The organism is Pseudomonas paeninsulae, from assembly GCF_035621475.1.
GTDB classification, from domain to species: domain Bacteria; phylum Pseudomonadota; class Gammaproteobacteria; order Pseudomonadales; family Pseudomonadaceae; genus Aquipseudomonas; species Aquipseudomonas paeninsulae.
Genome location: NZ_CP141799.1, coordinates 4065254 through 4087529, shown reverse-complemented (window position 1 = coordinate 4087529; position 22276 = coordinate 4065254). Strand labels below are relative to the sequence as shown.

Annotated in this window: 22 protein-coding genes; 6 read left to right on the top strand and 16 right to left on the bottom strand. The window is 61.8% G+C overall.

Going from position 1 to position 22276, the window contains the following annotated elements; all coding sequences use genetic code 11:
- Positions 1-12 precede the first annotated feature (12 nt).
- Complete coding sequence (locus VCJ09_RS18840) at positions 13-825, bottom strand: substrate-binding periplasmic protein (protein WP_324731605.1); 813 nt, start codon at positions 823-825, stop codon at positions 13-15.
- A 266-nt stretch (positions 826-1091) separates the two neighbouring features.
- Here VCJ09_RS18840 and osmF point away from each other — a divergent pair, with 266 nt between their 5' ends.
- Genes osmF through VCJ09_RS18820 form a run of 4 tightly spaced genes read left to right on the top strand, consistent with a single transcriptional unit; the run spans position 1092 to position 4867 of the window.
- A complete protein-coding gene (osmF, locus tag VCJ09_RS18835) occupies positions 1092-2012 on the top strand; it encodes a glycine betaine ABC transporter substrate-binding protein OsmF (protein WP_324731604.1) in 921 nt (306 codons plus the stop codon).
- Between the two features lie 7 nt (positions 2013-2019).
- Complete coding sequence (locus VCJ09_RS18830; protein WP_324731603.1) at positions 2020-3186, top strand: ABC transporter permease; 1167 nt, start codon at positions 2020-2022, stop codon at positions 3184-3186.
- Positions 3183-4127 carry an ABC transporter ATP-binding protein gene (locus VCJ09_RS18825; protein ID WP_324731602.1) on the top strand — a complete coding sequence of 315 codons (945 nt, stop codon included), beginning with the start codon at positions 3183-3185 and terminating at the stop codon, positions 4125-4127. Before VCJ09_RS18830 ends, VCJ09_RS18825 begins: the two co-directional genes overlap by 4 nt.
- Complete coding sequence (locus VCJ09_RS18820; RefSeq protein WP_324731601.1) at positions 4124-4867, top strand: ABC transporter permease; 744 nt, start codon at positions 4124-4126, stop codon at positions 4865-4867. Before VCJ09_RS18825 ends, VCJ09_RS18820 begins: the two co-directional genes overlap by 4 nt.
- A gap of 210 nt (positions 4868-5077) precedes the next feature.
- Here VCJ09_RS18820 and rlmF read toward each other — a convergent pair whose 3' ends face one another.
- The 8 genes from rlmF to VCJ09_RS18780 form a co-directional block, all read right to left on the bottom strand.
- Positions 5078-6112, bottom strand: coding sequence for a 23S rRNA (adenine(1618)-N(6))-methyltransferase RlmF (gene rlmF / locus VCJ09_RS18815; RefSeq protein ID WP_324731600.1), 1035 nt, complete (start codon positions 6110-6112; stop codon positions 5078-5080).
- Between the two features lie 114 nt (positions 6113-6226).
- The gene (locus VCJ09_RS18810; protein ID WP_324731599.1) at positions 6227-6787 is read right to left on the bottom strand and encodes a VTT domain-containing protein; all 561 of its coding nucleotides are present in this window, start codon (positions 6785-6787) and stop codon (positions 6227-6229) included.
- Positions 6788-6801: 14 nt separating this feature from the next.
- Complete coding sequence (locus VCJ09_RS18805) at positions 6802-7098, bottom strand: winged helix-turn-helix domain-containing protein (RefSeq protein ID WP_324731598.1); 297 nt, start codon at positions 7096-7098, stop codon at positions 6802-6804.
- A gap of 78 nt (positions 7099-7176) precedes the next feature.
- The gene (nhaD, locus tag VCJ09_RS18800) at positions 7177-8541 is read right to left on the bottom strand and encodes a sodium:proton antiporter NhaD (RefSeq protein ID WP_324731597.1); all 1365 of its coding nucleotides are present in this window, start codon (positions 8539-8541) and stop codon (positions 7177-7179) included.
- A 320-nt stretch (positions 8542-8861) separates the two neighbouring features.
- Positions 8862-11726, bottom strand: a complete 2865-nt coding sequence (locus VCJ09_RS18795; RefSeq protein ID WP_324731596.1) for a valine--tRNA ligase — start codon at positions 11724-11726, stop codon at positions 8862-8864.
- A 144-nt stretch (positions 11727-11870) separates the two neighbouring features.
- The gene (locus VCJ09_RS18790; RefSeq protein WP_324731595.1) at positions 11871-12260 is read right to left on the bottom strand and encodes a DNA polymerase III subunit chi; all 390 of its coding nucleotides are present in this window, start codon (positions 12258-12260) and stop codon (positions 11871-11873) included.
- A gap of 10 nt (positions 12261-12270) precedes the next feature.
- A complete protein-coding gene (locus VCJ09_RS18785; RefSeq protein WP_324731594.1) occupies positions 12271-12690 on the bottom strand; it encodes a DNA polymerase III subunit chi in 420 nt (139 codons plus the stop codon).
- A gap of 76 nt (positions 12691-12766) precedes the next feature.
- Entirely contained in the window at positions 12767-14257 is a 1491-nt protein-coding gene (locus VCJ09_RS18780; protein WP_324731593.1) for a leucyl aminopeptidase, read from the bottom strand.
- Between the two features lie 143 nt (positions 14258-14400).
- On the opposite strand from VCJ09_RS18780, the gene lptF reads away from it, so the two are divergent.
- Together lptF and lptG are read left to right on the top strand one after the other, a co-directional pair.
- Positions 14401-15522 carry an LPS export ABC transporter permease LptF gene (lptF, locus tag VCJ09_RS18775; protein WP_324731592.1) on the top strand — a complete coding sequence of 374 codons (1122 nt, stop codon included), beginning with the start codon at positions 14401-14403 and terminating at the stop codon, positions 15520-15522.
- A complete protein-coding gene (gene lptG / locus VCJ09_RS18770; RefSeq protein WP_324731591.1) occupies positions 15515-16576 on the top strand; it encodes an LPS export ABC transporter permease LptG in 1062 nt (353 codons plus the stop codon). Before lptF ends, lptG begins: the two co-directional genes overlap by 8 nt.
- Before the next feature lie 47 nt (positions 16577-16623).
- Here the strand turns inward: lptG and VCJ09_RS18765 are convergent, their stop codons facing one another.
- The 7 genes from VCJ09_RS18765 to VCJ09_RS18735 all read right to left on the bottom strand — a co-directional run bounded on the left by VCJ09_RS18765 (position 16624) and on the right by VCJ09_RS18735 (position 22275).
- Positions 16624-17124, bottom strand: a complete 501-nt coding sequence (locus VCJ09_RS18765) for an RDD family protein (protein ID WP_324731590.1) — start codon at positions 17122-17124, stop codon at positions 16624-16626.
- A gap of 110 nt (positions 17125-17234) precedes the next feature.
- Positions 17235-17447 carry a cold-shock protein gene (locus VCJ09_RS18760; RefSeq protein WP_324731589.1) on the bottom strand — a complete coding sequence of 71 codons (213 nt, stop codon included), beginning with the start codon at positions 17445-17447 and terminating at the stop codon, positions 17235-17237.
- 1796 nt (positions 17448-19243) lie between these two features.
- The gene (locus tag VCJ09_RS18755) at positions 19244-19846 is read right to left on the bottom strand and encodes a hypothetical protein (protein ID WP_324731588.1); all 603 of its coding nucleotides are present in this window, start codon (positions 19844-19846) and stop codon (positions 19244-19246) included.
- The gene (locus VCJ09_RS18750; protein WP_324731587.1) at positions 19843-20217 is read right to left on the bottom strand and encodes a hypothetical protein; all 375 of its coding nucleotides are present in this window, start codon (positions 20215-20217) and stop codon (positions 19843-19845) included. Before VCJ09_RS18750 ends, VCJ09_RS18755 begins: the two co-directional genes overlap by 4 nt.
- Positions 20214-21932: a DUF3987 domain-containing protein gene (locus tag VCJ09_RS18745; protein ID WP_324731586.1), complete on the bottom strand. Its 1719-nt coding sequence runs from the start codon at positions 21930-21932 to the stop codon at positions 20214-20216. Before VCJ09_RS18745 ends, VCJ09_RS18750 begins: the two co-directional genes overlap by 4 nt.
- Complete coding sequence (locus tag VCJ09_RS18740; RefSeq protein ID WP_324731585.1) at positions 21929-22147, bottom strand: hypothetical protein; 219 nt, start codon at positions 22145-22147, stop codon at positions 21929-21931. Before VCJ09_RS18740 ends, VCJ09_RS18745 begins: the two co-directional genes overlap by 4 nt.
- Positions 22135-22275, bottom strand: a complete 141-nt coding sequence (locus VCJ09_RS18735; protein WP_324731584.1) for a hypothetical protein — start codon at positions 22273-22275, stop codon at positions 22135-22137. The genes VCJ09_RS18740 and VCJ09_RS18735 overlap by 13 nt, the downstream gene beginning before the upstream one ends.
- Position 22276 lies beyond the last annotated feature (1 nt).

Sequence of the window (22276 nt, the reverse complement as noted above, 5' to 3'; positions counted from 1 at the left end):
GGCACGACCGGATTATGGCTCTACTAAATCGGCTTCGAGGTCGACCGTCTGGCCGGGTGTCTGTTGGTATTTGCCTAGCTGCAGGTCGCGAAAATACTGCTGGTAGCGGCCGCTGTCGCGATACTGCTGCAGGCGCCGGTTGAAGCGCTCGCGCAGCGCCTGGCTGCCTTCGAGCTGCGTGGGGAACAGCAGGTAGCTGAAGTTGTTGAGCAGTGGTTTGCGGTGGTGGGTAATTTTGCCGATGTCGGCTGCGGTGAAATGGCTGTGCAGTGCGGTGTAGCCGACGCTGATCTCCTGCGGGTAGAGCGCCACGCGATTTTTCAGCAGTTTCTCGAAGTTCTGCATGTCGCTGGAGACCCGCTCCATGCGCACGTTGCCGGTGCCCAGCAATTCATCGAATTTGGCGCCATAGCTGTATCCCAGACCGCCGCCCAGGGTCATGCCGGTCAAGTCGTAGGGGCTCTGCCAATCGAACGGAAAGTCTTTCAGGTGGAAAAACACGAACTGTTCATCGAGGATCGGCGCGCTATAGAGGAAATCCGCCTCGCGCTCGTTCTTGTGCATCCATATCGCGCTGGCGGCGAATCTGCCAGCGGCGGTTGCCGCATAGGCGCGCGGCCAAGGCAGGAATTGGAAGCTGACGCGATAGCCTTCATCGGCGAACAGGTCGCTGATCAGGTGGGCAATCACGCCGTTGTGCTTGAGGTCGGTAGACAGGTAGGGCGGCCAGTCGCCGACGCTGATGCTCAGCGCCTGCCGTTCGGCGGCCTGAGTGTTCAGGCACAGCAGCAGGCAAAGGCTGGTGCATAGTCGTCTTGCATTCATTTGCGCTACTCGCTTGGCACTGCAGCCATAGTGGCACGTTGGCCAATTTTTGCTCAATGCGCATTGTGCTGTATCGCACGCAGGTCAGTGCTTGAGGATTCGGCGCATGCCCTGGACGCTTAAAAAACGCGGCGATGACGACGATTTGATCTGTGAATGTTGCGTGCCTATGGTCATAAACAGCAAGCCAGTTAACCTTAAGGGGCTGCTCGGCCGTATTGCCGAGTCGAGCGTTTTTGGTCATCAACCAACAGGGTGGAAAAACCATGTCTTTATTAGGCAAGCTACTGGGTCGTGTGCTGTCAGTGCTGGCGCTGTGGGGCGTAATGGCTGCTGCCCAGGCGCAGCCAAACGTGGTGGTCGCCTCCAAGATCGACACCGAGGGCGCGGTGCTGGGACAGTTGATCTATCAGGCGCTCAAGCGTGGCGGGGTGCCGGTTGAAGATCGCACCCAGCTCGGCGCCACCAATATCGTGCGCAGTGCGCTGATCGCCGGTGAGGTCGGTATCTACCCGGAGTACACCGGCAATGGCGCGTTCTTTTTCGACAGCGCCGACAGCGGCCTGTGGAAAGACGCCGAGCAGGGCTACGCCAAGGTCAAGGAATTGGATCTTGCCGCCAACCAGCTGGTCTGGCTCCAGCCTGCCAATGCCAACAACACCTGGGCGATGAGTGTGCGCGGCGACCTGGCACGCGCCCACGATCTGAAGACGCTGGATGATCTGGCCCGCTACCTGACAGAGGGCGGCGACTTCAAGTTCGCCGCCAGCGCCGAGTTCGTCGAGTCACCAACGGCGCTCCCGGCGTTCCAGGAGGCCTATGGCTTCAAACTTGCGTCCGAGCAGCTGCTGATCCTCGCTGGCGGCAATACCGCGGCGACCATCCGCGCCGCGTCGTTGCAGACCAACGGCGTCAATGCGGCCATGACCTACGGCACCGATGGTGGGTTGAACGCCTTGGATCTGCTGGTACTGGACGACACCCGCGGCGTGCAGCCGGTCTATCAGCCAGCGCCCGTGGTGCGCGCGGATGTACTCGAGGCCTATCCGCAGATCGCCGCACTGCTCCAGCCGGTCTTCGCCGCCCTGGATCTGCAGACCCTGCAGCGGCTCAATGGCGAGGTGGCGGTGCAGGGCGCCGAGCCGGCGCAAGTGGCGGCAGCGTTCCTCGACAACCTGGGCCAATGATCTCGGCATGATGCTGCCACTGTGGGGCAATAGAGTCATTCCTGTGCTGGCGCTGATGGCGCTGGCACTGCTGTGGAGCCTGGATTTCGTCAGCATTCAGCCCAACCGCATCGCCCCGGGCAATGGCCTGGGGCTGCTGGCGGCTGTGGGGCTGACGTGGGCGTTGTCGCTAACGGCGGCGTTGCTGGCGTGTGCGTTGCTGGCGCTGCGCCCGCAGTATCCGGCCTACTGGCCGATCCTGATGATGGTGTTGCTGCTGTTGCTGCAATTACCCCTGAGCCTGGCCTGGAGCATCGAGCGCCATATCGGTGCGGACATGCCCTATGCGCGGGTTGGTCTAGGCGCGGGTTACTGGAGCCTGCTGTTCCTGCTGGGGTTGCTGTTGATCGAGCTGCAACAGCGCCTGCGTCTCGCGCGTGCCTGGCTGCTCGGCAGCGGCGTCGCCCTGGCCCTGCTGCTGTGGTTGCTGGCCCCGCCGGATTGGCTGGAGCCGTTGGCGTTGTTGCGTGAGTACCGCTCACGCCGCAGCCAATTTGCCGCGGCCTTGTCTAGCCATCTGGGCCTGGTCGGTGGAGCCGTGGGGCTGAGCTTGCTCTTGGGCAGTGTCATCGCCCTGTTGCTGCAACGTTATCCCGGGGCGCAAAAGGGCAGTATCGGCCTGCTGAGTTTTATCCAGACCATTCCCAGCCTGGCCCTGTTTGGCCTGCTGATCGCGCCGCTGAGCTACCTGTCTGCGCAGTTTCCCTTGCTGCAGCAGCTGAATATCCGCGGGATCGGCTGGGCGCCGGCACTGCTTGCCTTGATCGCCTACAGCCTGCTGCCGATTGTGCGCAATACCTGCGTCGCCCTGCAGGAAGTCGAGGCTGCTGTCATCGAGTCCGCCCGCGGCATGGGCATGAGCCCCACCCAGGTGTTCCTGCAGGTACGCCTGCCACTGGCCATGCCACTGATCATCGAAGGCGTGCGGGTTACCAGCATCCAGGCAATCGGCCTGACGGCAGTCGCCGCGCTGATAGGCGCGGGCGGTTTTGGCACCTTTATCTTCCAGGGCCTGGGGCAGTCGGCGATGGATCTGATCATCCTCGGCGCCTTGCCCATCATCGTCCTGGCGCTGCTGGCGGACAGCCTGTTCAGTCTGTTGGCAGAACGCTTTTCCACTGGAGTGAGTCGATGATCGAGCTGAGTAATGTCAGCAAGCTGTTTGGCCAGACCCAGGCGGTGGACGATATCTCCCTGACCGTGCAAACCGGCGAACTGTGTGTGCTGGTCGGTACCTCGGGCTGTGGCAAGTCGACCACCTTGCGCATGATCAATCGCCTGATCGCGCATTCGGCTGGCAGCATCCGCATCGATGGCCGGGACATCGAGCAGATCGATCCGCAACAGCTACGCCGCGGCATCGGCTATGCGATCCAGAGCACCGGCCTGTTTCCACACTGGACGGTGGCGCGCAACATCGCCGTGGTGCCGCGCCTGCTCGGTTGGCCGGCCGAACGGGTGCGTCAGCGGGTCGAGGAGTTGCTGCAGTTGCTCGAGCTGACTCCGGCCGAGTTTGCCGACAAGTACCCCAGCCAGCTGTCCGGCGGCCAGGCCCAGCGGGTCGGCGTGGCCCGCGCCCTGGCCGGCGACCCGGACATCCTGCTGATGGACGAACCCTTCGGCGCACTCGACCCGATTACCCGTGAAAGCCTGCAGAACGAGCTGTTGCGCATCCAGCAGCAGGTGCGCAAGACCATCGTCTTCGTCACCCATGACATGGACGAGGCGCTCAAGTTGGCCAACCGTATCGTGGTGATGGACAAGGGCCGGATCGTCCAGCAGGACAGTCCGCAGGCGCTGCTGGGCAAACCGGCCAATGCCTTTGTCGAGAACCTGCTCGGCGGCCAGGAGCGCGGCCTGAAGCAGGCCGGGCTGTTGCGCGTCGATACCCTGATGCAGGCGCTGGCCACGCCTGTCGTGCCCGCCGCTGGGCCCACGCTCAAAGACTCGGACAGCCTGCGCCAGGCGTTGTCGCTGATGCTCTGGCATCGCTGCAGCAGCTTGCCGGTGGTCGATACGCAGGGTCTGCAGGTCGGTGTGCTGCAGCTGGATGCGCTGATGAACCGAGCCCAGTGAGCACACTCGGACTGCTACGTGGTGGCGGCTGGCAGCCGTTGCTGTGGCTGGCCTTGTTGCTGGCGGCGGCACTGGGGCTGGCCGAGCTGGAGGGATTGTTTCGCCTGATCGAGCCGGACAGCCGCACGGTGATCTACGGCCGCGCCGCCTTCATCGACCTGCTTGGCAGCCATCTACTGCTGGTGGCGCTGGCGGCCGGCGTCTCCAGCCTGGTCGGGGTGGGCGCGGCGATCATGGTGACCCGGCGCTGGGGCGCGGATTTTCTGCCGCTGGTCAGCCAGCTCGCCTCGATCGGCCAGACCATACCGCCGGTAGCGGTGCTGGCCCTGGCGGTGCCGGCGCTCGGCTTCGGCAGCGGGCCGACGTTGTTCGCCCTGATGCTCTATGGCCTGCTGCCGATTCTGCGCAACAGCCTGGCGGGCTTGCGCGGCATCGATCCGGCGGTGCTGGAGGCGGCGCGCGGTATGGGCATGGCGCCGCTGCAGGTGCTCTGGCAGGTGGAGTTGCCGTTGGCCTTGAACGTTATCCTGGCCGGTATTCGCACCTCGGTGACTATCAACATCGCCACCGCGGCCATCGGCTCCACTATCGGCGCCAGCACCCTGGGTGATCCGGTGATCTCGGGGCTGGTCATCGGCAATACGGCCTTTATTCTACAGGGTGCCATCCTGATCGGCCTGCTGGCCGTGGCGGTCGACAGCCTGTTCGAGCAGCTGCAACGCTGTACGCCTGGAGCCTAGCGGGCTGCCGACGTCCGGTGTTTTTGCCCCTTGCGGCGCTACGCGCTGCTCTCGACGCCCGCGTGCTTGGCACCAGCAGAACCGTAGGTGGGGTTAGCCGCTGCAACGATATTCAGGCCGCTTGGCCTGTCCGGGAGCGGCATAACCCAGCATCGCAATTGAGCGATAGAGACCGCCTGCGGTGGTCTTTATTCACGGCTAAGGCCGCGTCTACGCACCGCTGGTTATTGGTGTCCACCGGGCTTTTCGCCAGCTCTGCTGCTGTGCGGCGGTTAGAAAGGTCCAGGCGACGAAGCGGCTCTGCTTCTGCCCCTGGGCCATTTCCACGGTGCGCACTTCGAGCGCGCCGGCTTGTTTCAAGGCGCTGTAAACGCCGGGCAGGTTGCTCGCCTTGGAAATCAGGCTGGTGAACCACAATACCTGCTGGGCATGCTGGGCACTTTCCTTGATCAAACGGCTGACAAAGCCTGCTTCGCCGCCCTGGCACCACAACTCCGCCGCCTGACCGCCAAAATTCAATACGGGCAGTTTGCGCTTTGGGTCGAGCTTGCCCAGGTTGCGCCATTTGCGCGTGCTGCTGCTGCTGGCTTCCTCGGCGTTGGCGTGGAACGGCGGATTGCACAGACTCAGGTCGAAGCGTTCGTCGGCTTGCAGCAGGCCCTGGAGAATATGCGCGCCATCGGTCTGCTGGCGCAGTTCGATGGCATCTCTGAGCCCCGGGTTGGCTTGCACGATGGTCTTGGCCGCAGCAATAGCGTTGCTGTCGATGTCCGAACCGAGAAACTGCCAGGCATATTCGCGGTTGCCCAGCAGTGGGTAGATGCAGTTGGCGCCGACGCCGATGTCCAGTGCGCGCACCTGGGCGCCCCGCGGTATCTCGCCGCCATTGCTGCTCGCCAGCAGATCGGCCAGGTAATGCAGATAGTCGGCGCGCCCAGGAATCGGCGGGCACAGGTAATCCGCCGGGATATCCCAATGGCTGATGCCGTAGAACTGTTTGAGCAGCGCCCGATTGAACACCCTGACCGCCGCCGGGTTGGCGAAGTCGATGCTCTCCTTGCCATAGGGGTTGATGATCACGAATGCCGCCAGCTCCGGGCTGGCCTTGATCAGTGCGGGAAAGTCGTAGCGACCCTGGTGGCGGTTGCGCGGGTGCAACTGGCCCTTGGCGGCATCGGGCCTGGCCGGCAAAGGAGGGCGCGGCGTGGATGGTTTACGGCTGGGGCGTTTGGTCGGCGATGTCATGCTGGCGCTATCGGCAGGGGCTGAGCGCGGCATTTTCCCATAGCTGCTGCGGCTGTGCTGGAAAAGAGTGTGCTTGATGGTTTGCTTTCAGCTCTGCGCAGCGTTAGTTGCCGACTAAGCGATATTCAGCCACATCGCCAGGTAATCGAAAAACAGGCAGTACAGTGCGATCGGCAGTGGCAGGCCAAGCAGGGTGCCGAGCAGGTAGGTACGAAAAGGCACGCCGGACAGGGCGAGGGTGTAGTTCAGCGCCGGCACCGTCTGGAACAGCGTGCGCAGGGCGATGATGCTCCACAACGGATGCCGATCCAGGCCGGCCAGTAGGCGTTGTGCCAGGCGGTTATCCAGTTCACGCAGGGCGTTGCCGCCCAGGTAGCGAATGGTCAGGAAGGTCAGCACGCAGGAAACGATGGCGGCCAGGTAGGTGGCAATGCCGCCATAGACCCGCCCGAGCGCCAGCACCGCGGCGGCGAGGAAGATCCAGCCGGGAATCTGGATCAGGTTGCCCAGGGCGAACAGCAGGATGAACAGCAGCAGGCCGATGACTGGGTGCATCAGAATCAAGTTCTGTAGGGCTTCCAGGCTGAACTGCGCACGGATGCCCAGTGCTTCGAACAGCAGGAACAGGCCCAGGAGAAACCCGATTACGCCTAACAGTCGGTGGGAGCTGCGCATGGCGAGTCTCTTGCTCAGGGATAACCGAGTATGCCCTTGATCTGCGCCAGGTTGGTCGCGATCCATTGTGGGTTGATCGCGCCCCAGTCACGAATGAGGTAATGCCCGGCGTTGTTGCGCTCGCCCTCTTGCTGGACGAAGACGCAGTCGATATCCAGATCGGCGAGTGCCGCCAGCGTGTCCTGGGCGGTACGCCGAGGCATGCCGGTGGCCTCCATCAAGGCCGGCACGCTGCAGGCCGTGTCACTATCGATCAGCCAGGCCACATAGAGGCGGCGGTAGAAGCTGGTTTTGGTCTTGCTGACATCCATCCCAGGGAACTCCTGCGGCAAGGGCAGGCTGCGCTGCTACGCGCGCACAGCCTGCCGTAAGCGATTGCTGATGGCCTGTCAGGCCAGGGTGGCGATACCGATATAGGTCGCCGCACCTGCCAGGTAGCCGATCAGGGCCAGCCAGCTGATCTTCTTCAGGTACCAGATGAAGTTGATCTTTTCCATGCCCATGGCTGCCACGCCGGCCGCCGAGCCGATGATCAGGCAGCTACCGCCGGTACCCGCACAGTAGGCCAGCATTTCCCAGAAGGTGCCATTCACCACGAAGTTGCCGAGCCAGCCGCTGTCGCCGCCGGCCACCGCCAGAGTATCGGGGCTGATCAGCGGGTACATCTTCATGGCGCCCGCCACCAGCGGCACGTTGTCGACCACCGAGGACAGCAGGCCGATGGCGATGTTGATGGCGTAGACATTGCCCAGACTATCTTTCAGCGCGGTGGCGACCTGGGTCAGATGACCGGCGGTGGCCAGGCTGGAGACGGCGAGCAGGATGCCGAGGAAGAACAGCACGCTGGTGGTGTCGATCTTGCGCAGTACGCCGACTACCGACAGAGGATGTTTGTCCTCTTCGTTCTTGCCGCGGTGCAGCACTTCGGTGACCACCCAGAGAATGCCGAGGCCGAACAGGATGCCCATATACGGCGGCAGGTGGGTGACGGTCTTGAATACCGGCACGAATACCAGGGCGCCGATACCGAGGATGAACACCAGGTTACGCTCGAATGCGGTGGTCGGGTCGCGACGTTCTTCCTTGGTTGGTTTCACCAGCGGGCGTTCGAATTCGCCCTTCATGGTCAGGCTCACCGCCAGCAGCGGTACCAGCAGACAGACCAGGCTGGGGATGAACAATTGGGCGACGATGCCGCTGGCGGTGATCTGGTTGCCGATCCACAACATGGTGGTGGTCACGTCGCCGATTGGCGACCAGGCGCCGCCGGCGTTGGCGGCGACCACTACGATGCCGAGGAAGAACCAGCGCTCGTGCTTGTCCTTGATCAGCTTGCGCAGCAGGGAAACCATGACGATGGTGGTGGTCAGGTTGTCCAGCGCGGCGGAGAGGAAGAAGGTGATGAAGCCAACCATCCACAGCAGGTGGATGCGCTTATTGGTGCGGATGCGGTCGGTGATGACCTTGAAGCCTTCATGGGCGTCGATCAGCTCGACGATGGTCATGGCGCCCATCAGGAAGAACAGGATCTCCGATATTTCGCCGAGGTGATGGCGCAGTTCGGTTGTGACTTCGTGGGACGCGCCTTCCGCCAACGCGGGGAGGATGCTCTCGGCACCCAGTACCAGTACCGTCCAACAGATGACGGCGGTAAGGATGGCCGAGGCGGCTTTGTCGATTTTAAGTGGGTGTTCGAGGGCGATGCATAAATAGCCGAGCACGAAGATCAAGGCCATAAGCATGTAAGCATACATAGGCGAGGTTTCCAGTCAGAGGTTTAAGGTTAGAAATAATTAGAAAAATAATGGGCGGCAGGATGCACCAATAGACCGGTGACTGGAAGGCATTGGGTGCGACACAGGCATAGATCGTGACTAAATGTCGCGGTGCCTTGACGGCAGACAAGAAGGGATTATTGGCTTGCCGTGGGCCGTTCTGGTTTGCGGCTGGGCGCAGGGCGCTGCAGGCAGCGCACCCTGGTTTATCGGCGTGGCACAAAAGCTGGCGGGCTGTCGCCAAGGAAAAGCCCGCGGTCTGGCGACGGCGGGCTTGGGATTTGACGCTTGTTTACGGCTTACAGACTGGCGATGCGCTCGCGCTGCTCGGCGAGCCTGCCGAGGGCCTGCTCGGCCTCGGCCAGTTTGGCGCGCTCCTTGTCGAGCACCTCGGCGGGCGCCTTGGCGACGAAACCTTGGTTGCTCAGCTTGCCGCCGACTCGCTTGACTTCACCGTCCAGGCGCTGGATTTCCTTGTCCAGGCGCGCCAGTTCGGCGTCCTTGTCGATCAGTCCGGCCATCGGCACCAGTACTTGCATGTCGCCGACCAGGGCGGTGGCGGACATCGGCGCCTCTTCGGAGGCGCCCAGCACGCGGACCGATTCCAGCTTGGCCAGCTTGTTCAGCAGCGGCAGGTTGTCGGCCAGGCGCCGTTGATCTTCGTCACTGGCGTTCTGCAGGATGATGTCGATGCGCTTGGCCATGGAGATTTTCATCTCGCCACGGATCTGCCGCAGGCCGAGCATCAGCTGCTTGACCCACTCGATATCGCCTTCGGCGGCGGCGTCGATGCGACTCTCGTTGGCTACCGGCCAGGCTTGCAGCATGAGGGTCTCAGCGCGCTCGCCACCTTGGGAGCGGCCAGCCTGGAGCTTGATCCGCTGCCAGATTTCTTCGGTGATAAAGGGCATGAACGGGTGGGCCAGACGCATGGCCACCTCCAGCACGCGGATCAGGGTGCGGCGGGTGCCGCGCTGGCGTTCGACCGACGCGTTCTCGTCCCACAGCACCGGCTTGACCAGCTCCAGGTACCAGGCGCAGTACTCGTCCCAGATGAACTCGTACAGCGCTTGCGCGGCCAGGTCGAAGCGGAAGGCGTCGAGCTGGCGAGTGACTTCGACTTCGGTGCGCTGCAGGGCGGAGATGATCCAGCGGTCCACCGAGGACAGCTCGACTGATTCGTCGTTGATCCCGGTGTCCTGGCCATCGGTGTTCTCGAGGACGAAGTTGGCGGCGTTCCAGATCTTGTTGCAGAAGTTGCGGTAACCCTCGACCCGGCCCATGTCGAACTTGATGTCGCGGCCGGTGGAAGCCAGCGCCAGGTTGGTGAAGCGCAGGGCGTCGGTGCCGTAGGCGGCGATGCCCTCGGGGAATTCGGCGCGGGTCTGCTTGGCGATTTTCTCCGCCAGTTTGGGCTGCATCATGCCGCTGGTGCGTTTGACCAGCAGGCTGTCGAGGTCGATGCCGTCGATGATGTCCAGCGGGTCGAGCACGTTGCCCTTCGACTTGGACATTTTCTGGCCCTGGCCATCACGCACCAGGCCATGCACGTAGACGGTCTTGAACGGGACTTGCGGCGTGCCGTCGTCGTTCTTCACCAGGTGCATGGTCAGCATGATCATCCGCGCGACCCAGAAGAAGATGATGTCGAAACCGGTGACCAGCACGTCGGTGGGGTGGAAGGTCTTGAGGAATTCGGTCTGCTGCGGCCAGCCGAGGGTGGAGAAGGTCCACAGGCCGGAACTGAACCAGGTGTCGAGGACGTCTTCGTCCTGGCGCAACTTGACCTCGCCGAGGTTGTGCTTGGCGCGCACTTCGGCTTCGTCGCGGCCGACGTAAACCTTGCCGGCTTCGTCGTACCAGGCCGGGATGCGGTGGCCCCACCACAGCTGGCGGCTGATGCACCAGTCCTGGATGTCGCGCATCCAGCTGAAGTACATGTTCTCGTACTGCTTTGGCACGAACTGGATCGCGCCGTCTTCCACGGCTTTTATCGCAGGCTCGGCCAGCGGCTTGGTGGAGACGTACCACTGGTCGGTCAGCCAAGGCTCGATGATGGTGCCGGAGCGGTCGCCTTTCGGCACTTTCAGCGCATGGTCGTCGATGCTTTCCAGCAGGCCGAGGGATTCAAACGCAGTGACTATCTGTTTGCGCGCGACAAAGCGATCCAGGCCGGCGTATTCGGCGGGCAGGCTGCCATCGACTTCGCTGTTGACGCTGCCGTCGACATTGAACACCTGGGCCGTCGCGAGCACGGCGGCGTCTTTGTCGAAGATGTTGAGCAGCGGCAGGTTGTGACGCTTGCCGACTTCGTAGTCGTTGAAATCATGGGACGGGGTGATTTTCACGCAGCCGGTGCCGAACTCTGGATCGCAATAGTCGTCGGCGATAATCGGGATGCGTCGGCCAACCAATGGCAGCTCGACGAAGGTGCCGATCAGCGCCTGATAGCGTTCGTCGTTGGGATTTACCGCGACGGCGCTGTCGCCGAGCATGGTTTCCGGGCGGGTGGTGGCGACGATCAGGTAGTCCTTGCCGTCAACCGTGGTGTTGCCGTCCGCCAGCGGGTAGCGCAGGTTCCACAGCTTGCCTTTCTCGTCGTGGTTTTCCACTTCCAGGTCGGAAATCGCCGTGTGCAGCTTGGTGTCCCAGTTGACCAGGCGCTTGCCGCGATAGATCAGGCCGTCTTCGTGCAGGCGCACGAAGGCCTCCTTGACCGCTTCGGACAGGCCGTCGTCCATGGTGAAGCGCTCGCGCGACCAGTCCACCGAACTTCCCAGGCGGCGGATCTGCCGGGTGATGTTGCCGCCGGACTCTTCCTTCCATTCCCAGACTTTTTCGAGGAATTTGTCCCGGCCCAGGTCGTGGCGGCTGATGCCCTCTGCGGCCAGTTGCCGCTCGACCACCATCTGGGTGGCGATGCCGGCATGGTCGGTGCCTGGTTGCCACAGGGTTTTGCGACCCTGCATGCGGCGGAAACGGATCAGCGCATCCATGATCGAGTTATTGAAACCATGGCCCATGTGCAGGCTGCCGGTGACGTTCGGCGGCGGGATCATGATGGTGTAAGGCTGGCCCGAACCCTGTGGGGCGAAATAATTGTTCGCCTCCCAGTTTTGGTACAGGGCGGTTTCAATGGCGTGCGGCTGGTAGGTCTTGTCCATGCGCGGCGGGACCCTTATGACGGCTGATCGGAAAAGCCGACAAGTATAGCGGGCTGGCACTTGAGGCGTAAGGCCGGCGAGGGGCGGCTGACTGACGGGGCGGGTCAAGCCTGCCCGGATTGCATCCGGGCTACAGGTGATTTTCTATTTACGCGGCGGCAGCAGGCGACTCAGGCGGGCTTGCAGGCGGCGCTTGAGCTCGGCCTCGATCTGCGGCACGAAGTCGTCGATTACATCCTGCAGAATCAGCTCGGCGGCGGCGCGCAGTTCGTTATCCAGGCGGTTCATGTCGCTGTCGCGGCTGAAGGTTTGCTCGATGCTGCTGTGCAGGGTCGCGGCCTGCGGCAGCGGAACGGGCTCGGCGACTGGTGCGGGCGGCGGGGTGACGATGTCCGAGAGCAGGGGGATGCTGTCCGGATCGATCGTATCGGTCAGCAGTGGCGGATCGAGGTTTTCGTCGCCCAGCAGCTGGCGGATCGACTCGAGGTCGTCCAGCAGGTGGGTGGGTTTTTGCGGTGGTTTTGGCGTGTCCATGGTGCAGAACTTAAAGTTCGACTCGTTTCGGATCATAGCCGCGCTGGCGGTAGCTGCGGAAATTTTCCCGGCAGGCGGTCAATAGATCGGGTTGTTGGTTGACGATCTCGATCACCCGGCTGAAGCGTTCGACAAAGGGCGAAAGGGTCGGGTTGAGGTTGATCAGCACGCCTTGCTGGGTGTTCGGCTCTTCATCCAGGCCAATCACCACCGGCGCTTGCGGGTCGTCCTGGTGCAAATTGTGCGGTACGAATGCTTCGGCCTTGAAACGCCACAGAAGTTCGTCGAGCGCCGCGCATTGCTCTGTATCGCAACCGCGCAGGAACACCGGCAGGCCATGGCGCCAGGCTTTCATCGCCAGCTGGCAGGCGGCCCGCAGGCGGTCTGCCGGGGCGGCGGAGGACAGTACATAAAATTCTATTCGGGGCATGGTGATTTCGTTATGTGGGCAGCTGCAGGCGCGGCAGAGGCGAAAAAGCGCTCGGCCGCTCCTGCAATAATCGTCATCAGGCGTTAGCGCGATCCAGCAGGTACTGGGTCAGCAATGGCACCGGTCGACCGGTTGCGCCTTTCTCCTTGCCACCACTGATCCAGGCGGTGCCGGCGATGTCCAGGTGCGCCCAGTGATACTTCTTGGCGAAGCGCGAGAGGAAGCAGCCAGCGGTGATGCTGCCGGCTTTCGGTCCGCCGATATTGGCAATGTCGGCAAATGGACTGTCGAGCTGTTCCTGGTATTCGTCGAACAACGGCAACTGCCAGGCGCGGTCGTCGGCGCTCTGGCCGGCTTTGAGGATCTGTTGCAGCAGTTCCTCGTTGTTACCCATCAGGCCCGAGGTATGGGCGCCCAAGGCGACGATGCAGGCGCCGGTCAGGGTGGCGATATCGATAACGGCCTGGGGCTTGAAGCGTTCGGCGTAGGTCAGGGTGTCGCACAGCACCAGGCGGCCTTCGGCGTCGGTGTTGAGGATTTCCACGGTCTGCCCGCTCATGCTGGTGACGATATCGCCGGGGCGGGTGGCGCCACCGCTGGGCATGTTCTCGGCGCAGGCCAGCAGGCACACCAGGTTGATCGGCAGTTGCAGTTCCAGCACGGCCTTGAGCGTGCCGAATACACTGGCGGCGCCGCACATGTCGTACTTCATCTCATCCATGCCGGACGCCGGTTTGATGCTGATGCCGCCGGTATCGAAGGTAACGCCTTTGCCAACCAGGACGAAGGGCTTGTCGGTTTTCTTGCTGCCCTGGTAGTTGAGCACGATCATCCGCGGCGGCTGGTCGCTGCCTTGGGCCACGGCGAGGAAGGCGCCGGCACCGAGTTCCTTGAGTTTTTTCTCGTCGAGAATCTCGACCTTGAGGTTCTTGTAGGTCTTGCCCAGGGTCTTGGCCTCTTCAGCCAGGTAGCTGGGGTGGCAGAGGTTCGGCGGCATGTTGCCGAGATCACGGGTGAATGCCATGCCGCTGGCAATCGCCTGGGCATGCTTGGCCGCGCGCTGGACGTCGGCCAAATCGGACTTGTCGCAGAGCAGGGTCAGCTTCTTCAAGGCCTTGGCGTCGGCCTTCTCGCTCTTGAACTGGTCGAACTGATAGCCGCCATCGGCCAGGTTTTCCACCATCAGGCGCGCCTTGCCGTAGGCGCCACGGCCTTTGACCTGAATTTCGCCCAGCGCGAGCACTGCATCGCTGCCGCCCAGGGTGTTCAATACGCCACGCACGGCATTGAGCATGCTGTGCAGCTGGCGGTCTGATAGTTCAGCCTCCTTGCCGCTACCGACCAGCAGCACCCGCTCGGCCTTGAGGTTGGGCAGGTTATACGCGAGCAGGGTCTGGCCAAGTTTGCCGGCCAGGTCGCCGCGCTTGAGCAAGGCGCTGATCGCACCGGCACAGACGTTATCAATTGCTTTCGCCGTTTCACCGAGCTTGTGGCCTTCGCCGACGGCAATGACCAGCGTGGCGGTTTTCAGGGTTTCCGGGCGAGCGCTTTTGACAATATATTCCATGGCGTAGTGTCCCCAAGACAATGAGTCGTTATTGCAGGATAATGCCGGTTATTTTTTCGATGGTTCGTCTGTATGCGAACCGGCAAACAGTGCGGCTAGTGTGATCGTAGCCGCCTGAGCCTGACAACCCTGGAGTGTCTGGTTTGATCGTGTTCCGTTATTTGTCTCGTGAAGTCCTGGTTACCTTGAGTGCGATGAGTGCCGTGCTCCTGGTGATCATAATGAGTGGCCGTTTTATCAAGTACCTGGCGCAGGCGGCCCAGGGATTGCTGGATCCGGGTGTGTTGTTCATGATCATGGGCTTTCGCCTGCCGGGGTTCCTCCAGCTGATCCTGCCGTTGGGGCTCTTCCTCGGCATCCTGATGGCCTATGGCCGGCTCTATCTCGACAGCGAGATGACGGTGCTCTCGGCCACGGGTATGAGTCAGCAGCGTTTGCTGGTCTACACCATGGCGCCGGCCTTGTTGGTGGCCCTGTTGGTGGCCTGGTTGAGCATGGGCCTGGCGCCGCAGGGTGTGGCGCAGGTGGCGAAAATTCTCAATGAGCAGGATGCCCTGACCGAGTTCGATACCCTGGTGCCCGGGCGTTTCCAGGCCATGAAGGATGGTTCGCGGGTGACCTATACCAAGGAGTTGTCGGCAGATCGCGCCGAGTTGGCCGGCATCTTCATCTCCGAGAAGCGTTTTTCTAGTGCGGGCGACAAGGAGCGCGGAATCACCGTGCTGGTGGCGGAAAGCGGGCGTCAGGAAATTCAGGCCGATGGCAGTCGCTATCTGATTCTGCAGAACGGTTACCGTTACGACGGCAATCCAGGTCAGGCCGACTACCGGGCGATTCAGTACGACACCTATGGCGTGCTGTTACCCAAGCCATCGGTCAGTGGCGAGATCAGTGAGCGTGAGGCCGTGCCGACTGCAGAGTTGATCGGCAGTGACAATCCGCGCTTGCAGTCCGAGTTGCAGTGGCGTCTGTCGCTGCCGCTGCTGGTGTTCATCGTGACCCTGCTGGCAGTGCCGTTGTCGCGGGTCAATCCACGGCAAGGGCGCTTTCTCAAGCTGCTGCCGGCAATCCTCTTGTATATGACTTACCTGACGCTGTTGATCGCTGCGCGCAGCGCTCTGGATAAAGGGCGAATCCCTCCGGCGTTAGGGTTGTGGTGGGTGCATGGAGTATTTCTGTTGATTGGTATTGTGCTGCTGTATTGGGAGCCGTTGCGCCTGAAATGGGCGAGTCGCCGTGCCGGGTCGGAGGTGGCTCATGCTTAGACTGGATCGCTACATCGGCACCCAGGTATTTTTCGCGATTCTCACCGTATTGGGCGTCCTCGTCGGGCTGGCCATGCTGTTCGCCTTTATCGATGAGATGGGCGATGTCGAGGGTGGTTACGGTTTGCCGGAGGCCGCCTGGTATGTCTTTTTGACCCTGCCGCGGCGCCTCTACGAGATGCTGCCGGTGGCGGCCTTGATCGGTTGTCTGATCGGCCTGGGCAGCCTGGCCAGCAACAGCGAACTGACCATCATGCGCGCCGCCGGGGTTTCGATCGGGCGCATTGTCTGGGCGGTGATGAAGCCGATGCTGGTGTTGATGCTGGCCGGCATTCTGATTGGCGAGTACCTGGCGCCCTGGGGCGAAAACCAGGCCCAGGCCGATCGCGCCATGGCGATGGGCAGTGGCGAGGCGCAGAGCTCCAAGCGTGGGTTGTGGCATCGTCAGGGCGACGAGTTCGTGCACATCAATGCGGTGCAGCCCGATGGCGTCTTGTTCGGTGTGACCCGTTATCGCTTCGATGATCAGCGCCATATGCTGTCTTCCAGCTTCGCCCGGCGCGCGCAGTATCAGGGTGATCACTGGCTACTGGAGAATGTGGCGACCACGCATTTCGGTGAGCGCAGCACTGAGGTGGTAAAAGCCCCGAATGAACGCTGGGATGTCGAGTTGAATCCGCAGTTGCTCGGAACCGTGGTACTGGAGCCTGAGGCATTATCGGTAACCGGGTTGTGGCGCTATATCCATTACCTGGCCGAGCAGGGCTTGAATAATGGTCAGTATTGGCTGGCGTTCTGGAGCAAGATCTTGCAGCCGGTGGTGACTGCCGCGCTGGTGCTGATGGCGATCTCTTTCGTCTTTGGCCCGTTGCGCTCGGTGACCTTGGGTCAGCGGGTCTTCACCGGCGTGGTCGTGGGCTTCGTGTTCCGCATCGCCCAGGACCTGCTCGGGCCTTCCAGCCTGGTGTTCGGTTTCTCGCCGCTGTTTGCCGTGCTGATTCCTGCAGCGATTAGCGCTTTGATCGGTGTCTGGCTGTTGCGGCGCGCGGGATAGCTTCTGCAGTCGATAAAAAGCCGGCGTTGAGCCGGCTTTTTGGTTTTCTACTGCTTGTCTTTGTGGATGTTCTTCGGCAGTTGTACGGTGCTGCTGTCGGAATAGATGTCATGCCAGCTGCGCTTGTCTTTGTCCCAGAGTACCCAGAAAAACCCCAGGCCCAGGCACAGCCAGGAAGCAAAGGCGACCAGAAAACGCAGCAATGCCTGCCATAGACTGATGGCCGTGCCGTCGACGTTCTGGATGCGAATACCCCAGACCTGCATGCCCAGCGTCTGGCCGCTGTGTGTCCAGAATTTGCTGAAGAAGCCAAACAGGCTGAGTACCAGCAGGGTGGACAGTACGGGGTCGCCATCCAGTGCGCCGGCATCGGAGAGCTGTTTGAGCTGCGCTTCGCCGTAGAAGCCCATCAGAATCAGCTTGTAGGCAAAGGTCACGACGATCAGCAGGGCCAGGCACAACAGCAAGTCATAGAACATGGCGGCCAAGCGGCGAATCAATCCTGCAGAGGGGAAATCACCTTGCGGGCGCAGCAGGTGTTTGGGCATGTTGGGCTCGATATGCAATAAGGCGCTAAGTCTTGAGGGTGCGATTCACGGTATTCGGGAGCATAAAAAACCCCCGACGTTACCATCAGGGGTTCTTCAAGGCAGCAGGGTTATTCCTGGACTTGAACCTGGTCGGCCTGCATGCCTTTTTGACCTTGTACGGCAACGAAGCTGACTTTCTGGCCTTCTTTCAGGCTCTTGAAGCTGTTGCCCTCGATCGCGCGAAAGTGCACGAAAAGATCCGGACCGCTTTCTGGCGTGATGAAGCCAAAACCTTTCTCGTCGTTAAACCACTTAACGGTACCGCTCTGACGATTCGACATGTCTGAATATCCTTGAAACCATGGCTAATGACAGCCTCTACTCGATAGAGGGCTGAGACTGGTTGCAAGGAGTAATGCGACGTCGAACGGGATGTAGCGGACCTGGACGATCTACTGCACCAGGCCACGAATTACGGCGACCCATGCAAACACAGTGGAAAGCACTCTACGCTAACTAAAAGGCAAATACCAACCCCCGCCGGGCCTGTGTTTCCGGGGTGATTAGGCAAATTTATGGGCTGCTGTGCAAGCGTGTTGGCGGTGTTTGCCGGTGCGTGAGGGTGCACCGCAAGCCGTTGTTTGAATCGCCTCCGGTGAGAGTGGATTATTAGACCGAACTCAATCTACTCACGGATACATTCTTATTCCGGCGGGCTCGCCAGGACGAACGGGGAGCCGTAGGCAATAAAAAACCGGCTCAGATGGCCGGTTCTCTAGGGTTTCAGGTCGTTTCGATACGTCCTGAGGTATTTGTATGGTGCCCGAGGGAGACTCGAACCAGGCGCTACAGGTCGCGCCATTCATGGGTTTGCGTTCTGTGTTGTTTTAGATCTACTCACAAATCTACTCACTATTTATTTTGTGCCCTCCTAAAACACGAATTTTGGGGAAGTAAGAAAGTAGCTCCCCCCGTCGTTCGGGCGAAGGCAGCCACTAGACTTTTGCCCACCCCCTCCCCCTGAGCGACGGCACACCCAAAATTGTTGCGGTTATTGAAAGATCGGCACCCCCCGTCGTTCGAGCATCGGATTGCTCAGACTTTTGACCTACCCCCACCATGCCCGCTCGGTTCCGGTCTGTGATGCTGGCCAGGTGTTGCAGCGGCGGGGCTTTCAGGGCAAGCCGGAACCGGAAGCGCACCCGTCGGGAAAGGGCCATACCAAGCGAATTGTCGGGCCTCGAATTACCCTCAGGGGCCACCCCCTCCGGGAGTACCTTTTGGGTGGGGTGGCGGGCATAGCTAAACCCAGTGGGTTAACGGTGGCTATGCCGCGCCATGGGCACTGTTAACGCCATGGTTAACGCGACTCGTTAACGGTGGAAAATCTGTCGAAGGGAGATGGCGGGGTTTCCGCTGGCCACTGGGTCGGAGGTGTTGCCCACCCCCTCACCATGCCGCCGGGTGGGTGCTGGCTTGGATGATCGGCAATGCCCTAAGTTGTCAGGGTATCTATGTCGGCGGCTTGGCTGGTGTCGAACTGGGTACGCTTGGTGCGGGATCATCAGCGGCGCGGTGCCACTCAGGATGCAACAGGCGGTAGCGCTTAACATCTTGGCGGGTGCGCTCTAGCAGTTCAGCCAGGGCGACGGGGTCTGGTCTTGTGGTCTTGGTCATGTGCGCGGCCTCCTGCCTATCCATTGCATGGCCACAGTGTAGCCATGGCTGGTGCCAGCTAAATACCCCCCAAGGGTGGGAATATCACGCCTTTCCTTAACCCCCCGGTTTAGCTGGCAACCTCTCTGGAAACCTCACAAATGGAAACCGGCGCTGCCTAATAGCGTGCGGGCTGGTTACCGTTCATGGTCACCCTTGGCGGTCACCGCTCTGGTCACCAAACGCTAACCTTGCAAGTGATCCCGGCTCACCTGTAATGCCTCATTCATGGGATGTTTTCACAACGGGCCATTCAATGCCTGTTGTGGTCATTCATGGGGTTATTTCGCAAACACGTCGTTCGTGTGTTTTTAGCCTCATTCATGGGGTTAATTTCGCAGAACGATTCATTCATGGGGTTTGTTTTCGCAAACACGCCATTCGGCTGAATACCACAGTGGATACCAGCCGTTTGGATACCTCAGACCACGCGAAGTTGTGGCGGTAGCTTCGGGCCGAACATCTCCCCAGGTGCGAACGGGTCAGGTAGCAGGTGCTCAGGGCAGGTGCGGATAAAGTCCACCATAACCGCATGGCACGCCTCATACATTGGGCCGCCTTTGCCCCACTCGTCGCCGTAGTCGGTCGCGCTGTCTTCCATGCGGGCGATGTATGCCAGCCCTTGCAGCGTTTCGCCACCGTCGCGCCTGGCCTGCTCACGATGTGCCGGGTTGATGCTCAGCAGGTCGGCCAGTTGGTCGAAGCCCAGGGCGTCCGCTATGCCGTCGCTGTCGTGAATGATCGTCTGGCCATACACGACCAACACGCGGCGCAGTGTGTCCAGCTCCGGGGTGCGGTGGTCGCTGGCTTGCTGCTCCAGATCGGCCACGGCTTGAGCGGTGAACGGCAGGAACTGGCGCAGCTTGCCGACTTGCCTGCTCAGCGCACGCCGCTCTGCGTGAATCTCGCGCCTGGCCTGGCACACATGGCGCAGCGCACGCCGGGCAATGGTCAGGGTGTCGCGCTTGGTGGTGCCCGGCTTCTCGGCAATGTCCGCCAGGATCGGTATAAGGTTGTGAGTCATTGGACGCGCTCCATAGGGGTTGAATTGTAAGTGGTGCGCAGATCGGCACCAGCGGCGCAGTACCGCCCCGTTGGTGCGTAGCAGGCGCGGCACGGCATCAGGTGGTTGTGGTATTGGTCACGGGCCTGGCGCCACTCTGGCGAGGCCGTGACGGCGGTCAGGATGAAGTGCTGCGGTTGGTCGGCTGCCTGTTCGGTCTGCGGATCATTGGCCGCACCCAAGGCGGCGATGATTTCCAGGCGGTGCGCCTTGATGCCGCTCAGCAGGTCAACGGGCGGTTGGTGGTCTGCCCTCCAGGTCAGGCGGTCGCCAGTCAGCACCAGCGCCACACCTTCGGCCTTGGCCATGCTCAACACTTCGGCGGCGCTCATATCTCACCGCCGAACATTGCAGGTGCTGCTTTAGTGGCGACAGCGGCGACAAGGCCTGTCGTTGCTGGCGTTGCGACTGGCGACAGGTTGGCGACACGTGGCGACAAACCGAACCCCTCCCCGCATTTGTCGCCACGTGTCGCCACGGTGTCGCCATAGCTCAAGCCTTGTCGGGCGCTGCTTGTCGCCGTTGTCGCCGTTGTCGCCAATGGGTTGGTGGTGAATTGCTTCCCGTCGTTGCTCAGCAATTGGTGATGCTCCACCAACACGGTAAGCAGTTGGTCGCGCTGCTTGGCGCTTTTGCGGATAAAGCGCGGGCCCTCTCGCTGCAATGCGCGGGCGTCGAATACCGTCCAATGGTTCACTTGCAGCCACTCCAGAAGCGCGGCAGCCTGCTGTAGCTTGGGGTTTACCGCTTCGCTGTCGGTGTAGCGCGCCCATTCCCCCACGGAGTACCGCACCAGCGCCGCGGCTCGACACATGCAATCGCTGTCGATTTGCGTCTGACCTTCAAAGCAGGCGAGCACGGCAGCCAAGCGGCGGGCGATCTCACCCGCGCGGCCTGCGAATGGCCGCAGGTTGGCGAATTTGCCCAAGGGCGACTGCTCCCCCTCCACCTCGTTATAGAACTCCAGCCAGTCAGCGGCGGCGGCTGGACTCAGCTCCAAGGCGTGCGGCCTTACCTCCCCCGTTTCTGGATTGATTGCTTGGGCGGTTGCGCTGATTTCCTCGCAGCGCGCCCAGTAGCGTTGCAGGCGCGGGTCAGCATAGGCTTTGCGGTTCAGTTGCTCGGCAGTGAGAAAACGCGTCCCGGCGATGCTGGCAGGGCTGGCAAACAGGAAGCGCGGCAGAAAGCCCTGGCCACGCAATAGCGGGTCATCCAGCGCGCCCCCCACCGTCACGGCTTGCGCCAGCAGGTGAACGCTCAGGCGGCGGTTGTAGGCAAAGCCAGAGCCTTCAAGGTTGCCGTGCGAGCGGGTGCGCTCGAATGCGCCCGTGTCGAACGCCTTGACCAGCCCGCCCAGAGTCGCGGCGCGGGTGTCTGCCTTGAGTGATGCGCCGCCCAGCACTTGCCCGCCTTCGTCGGTGTCCCATGATGCCGCCGACGTGCCCCGGATCATGTCGCCGGCGATGCGCTCAAAGGTGGCGTCGGCGTATTGGGTGCGCGGGTCAGTCGGCAGCGGGTGTTCAGCAGTGAACTGCTCAAGCGCTTTGCCTTTCAGTCCGGACGCCATCGCCGTGATTTCAGCGCAGGCTTGCCGGTGATCGGTGCGGGCCTTTTCCTCGGCTTCGTCGGCGGTCTTGAATGCCAGGCGCCGGCATTCGCTTTTGCGGTCGCCAGAGTCGGCCAGGGTCAGCAGGAACAGCGAGCACGGCATACCGTCCTGGCGGTGTATGTGGGGTGCGTTCACTCGCGTTTGTGCCAGGTATGCGGTGGCGCCAATCACGCACTGAGCAGCGAGCGCAGGCGGCGCCTGTACATGCTCGGCAATTGCTTGTGCTGCGTCACGCATAAGCGGCGGCAGCGCCTCGACGGGGTAAGGAGCGGCGGCTTCCACCTCTGGCAGTAGCGGCAGCGGCGCCGGTACCGGCATTCGTCCGCGCTCTTCCAGCAGTTGGCGGTAGGCCTCGCTTTCGGCAATCAGTGCTTGGGCGTGCGCGTCGTCGCGGATCACGTCCGACAGGTCGGGGTTGTGTTCAAGAATGCTCATCATGCGGCCCCCTTCGGCGTGTCGAACCGCTGCAACAGGTTGTTGAGCTGGGCGGTGATGCGTTGCAGGTCGGCGCGGTGGCGGGTGTGCTCCGCTCCCGCCTGACACGCGGCCAGGTCGGCGGACAATTCCACCAGCAGGCGCCAGCTTGTCGCGTCGATATGAGGCGGGTCTACCGGCTCCCGCTTGCGGCTGTGAATGTCGGTCACGCGATCCATAGCAACACCTCCAGGGCGATCAGCAGCACCAGGTCAGCGCCAGCAGGCGCCAGGGTGAACAGGTAACGGCGGGCGGAATTTGGGCAAGCCGATCCCGTCGGCGCGAAGGCGCCATTTTGACTACTCATG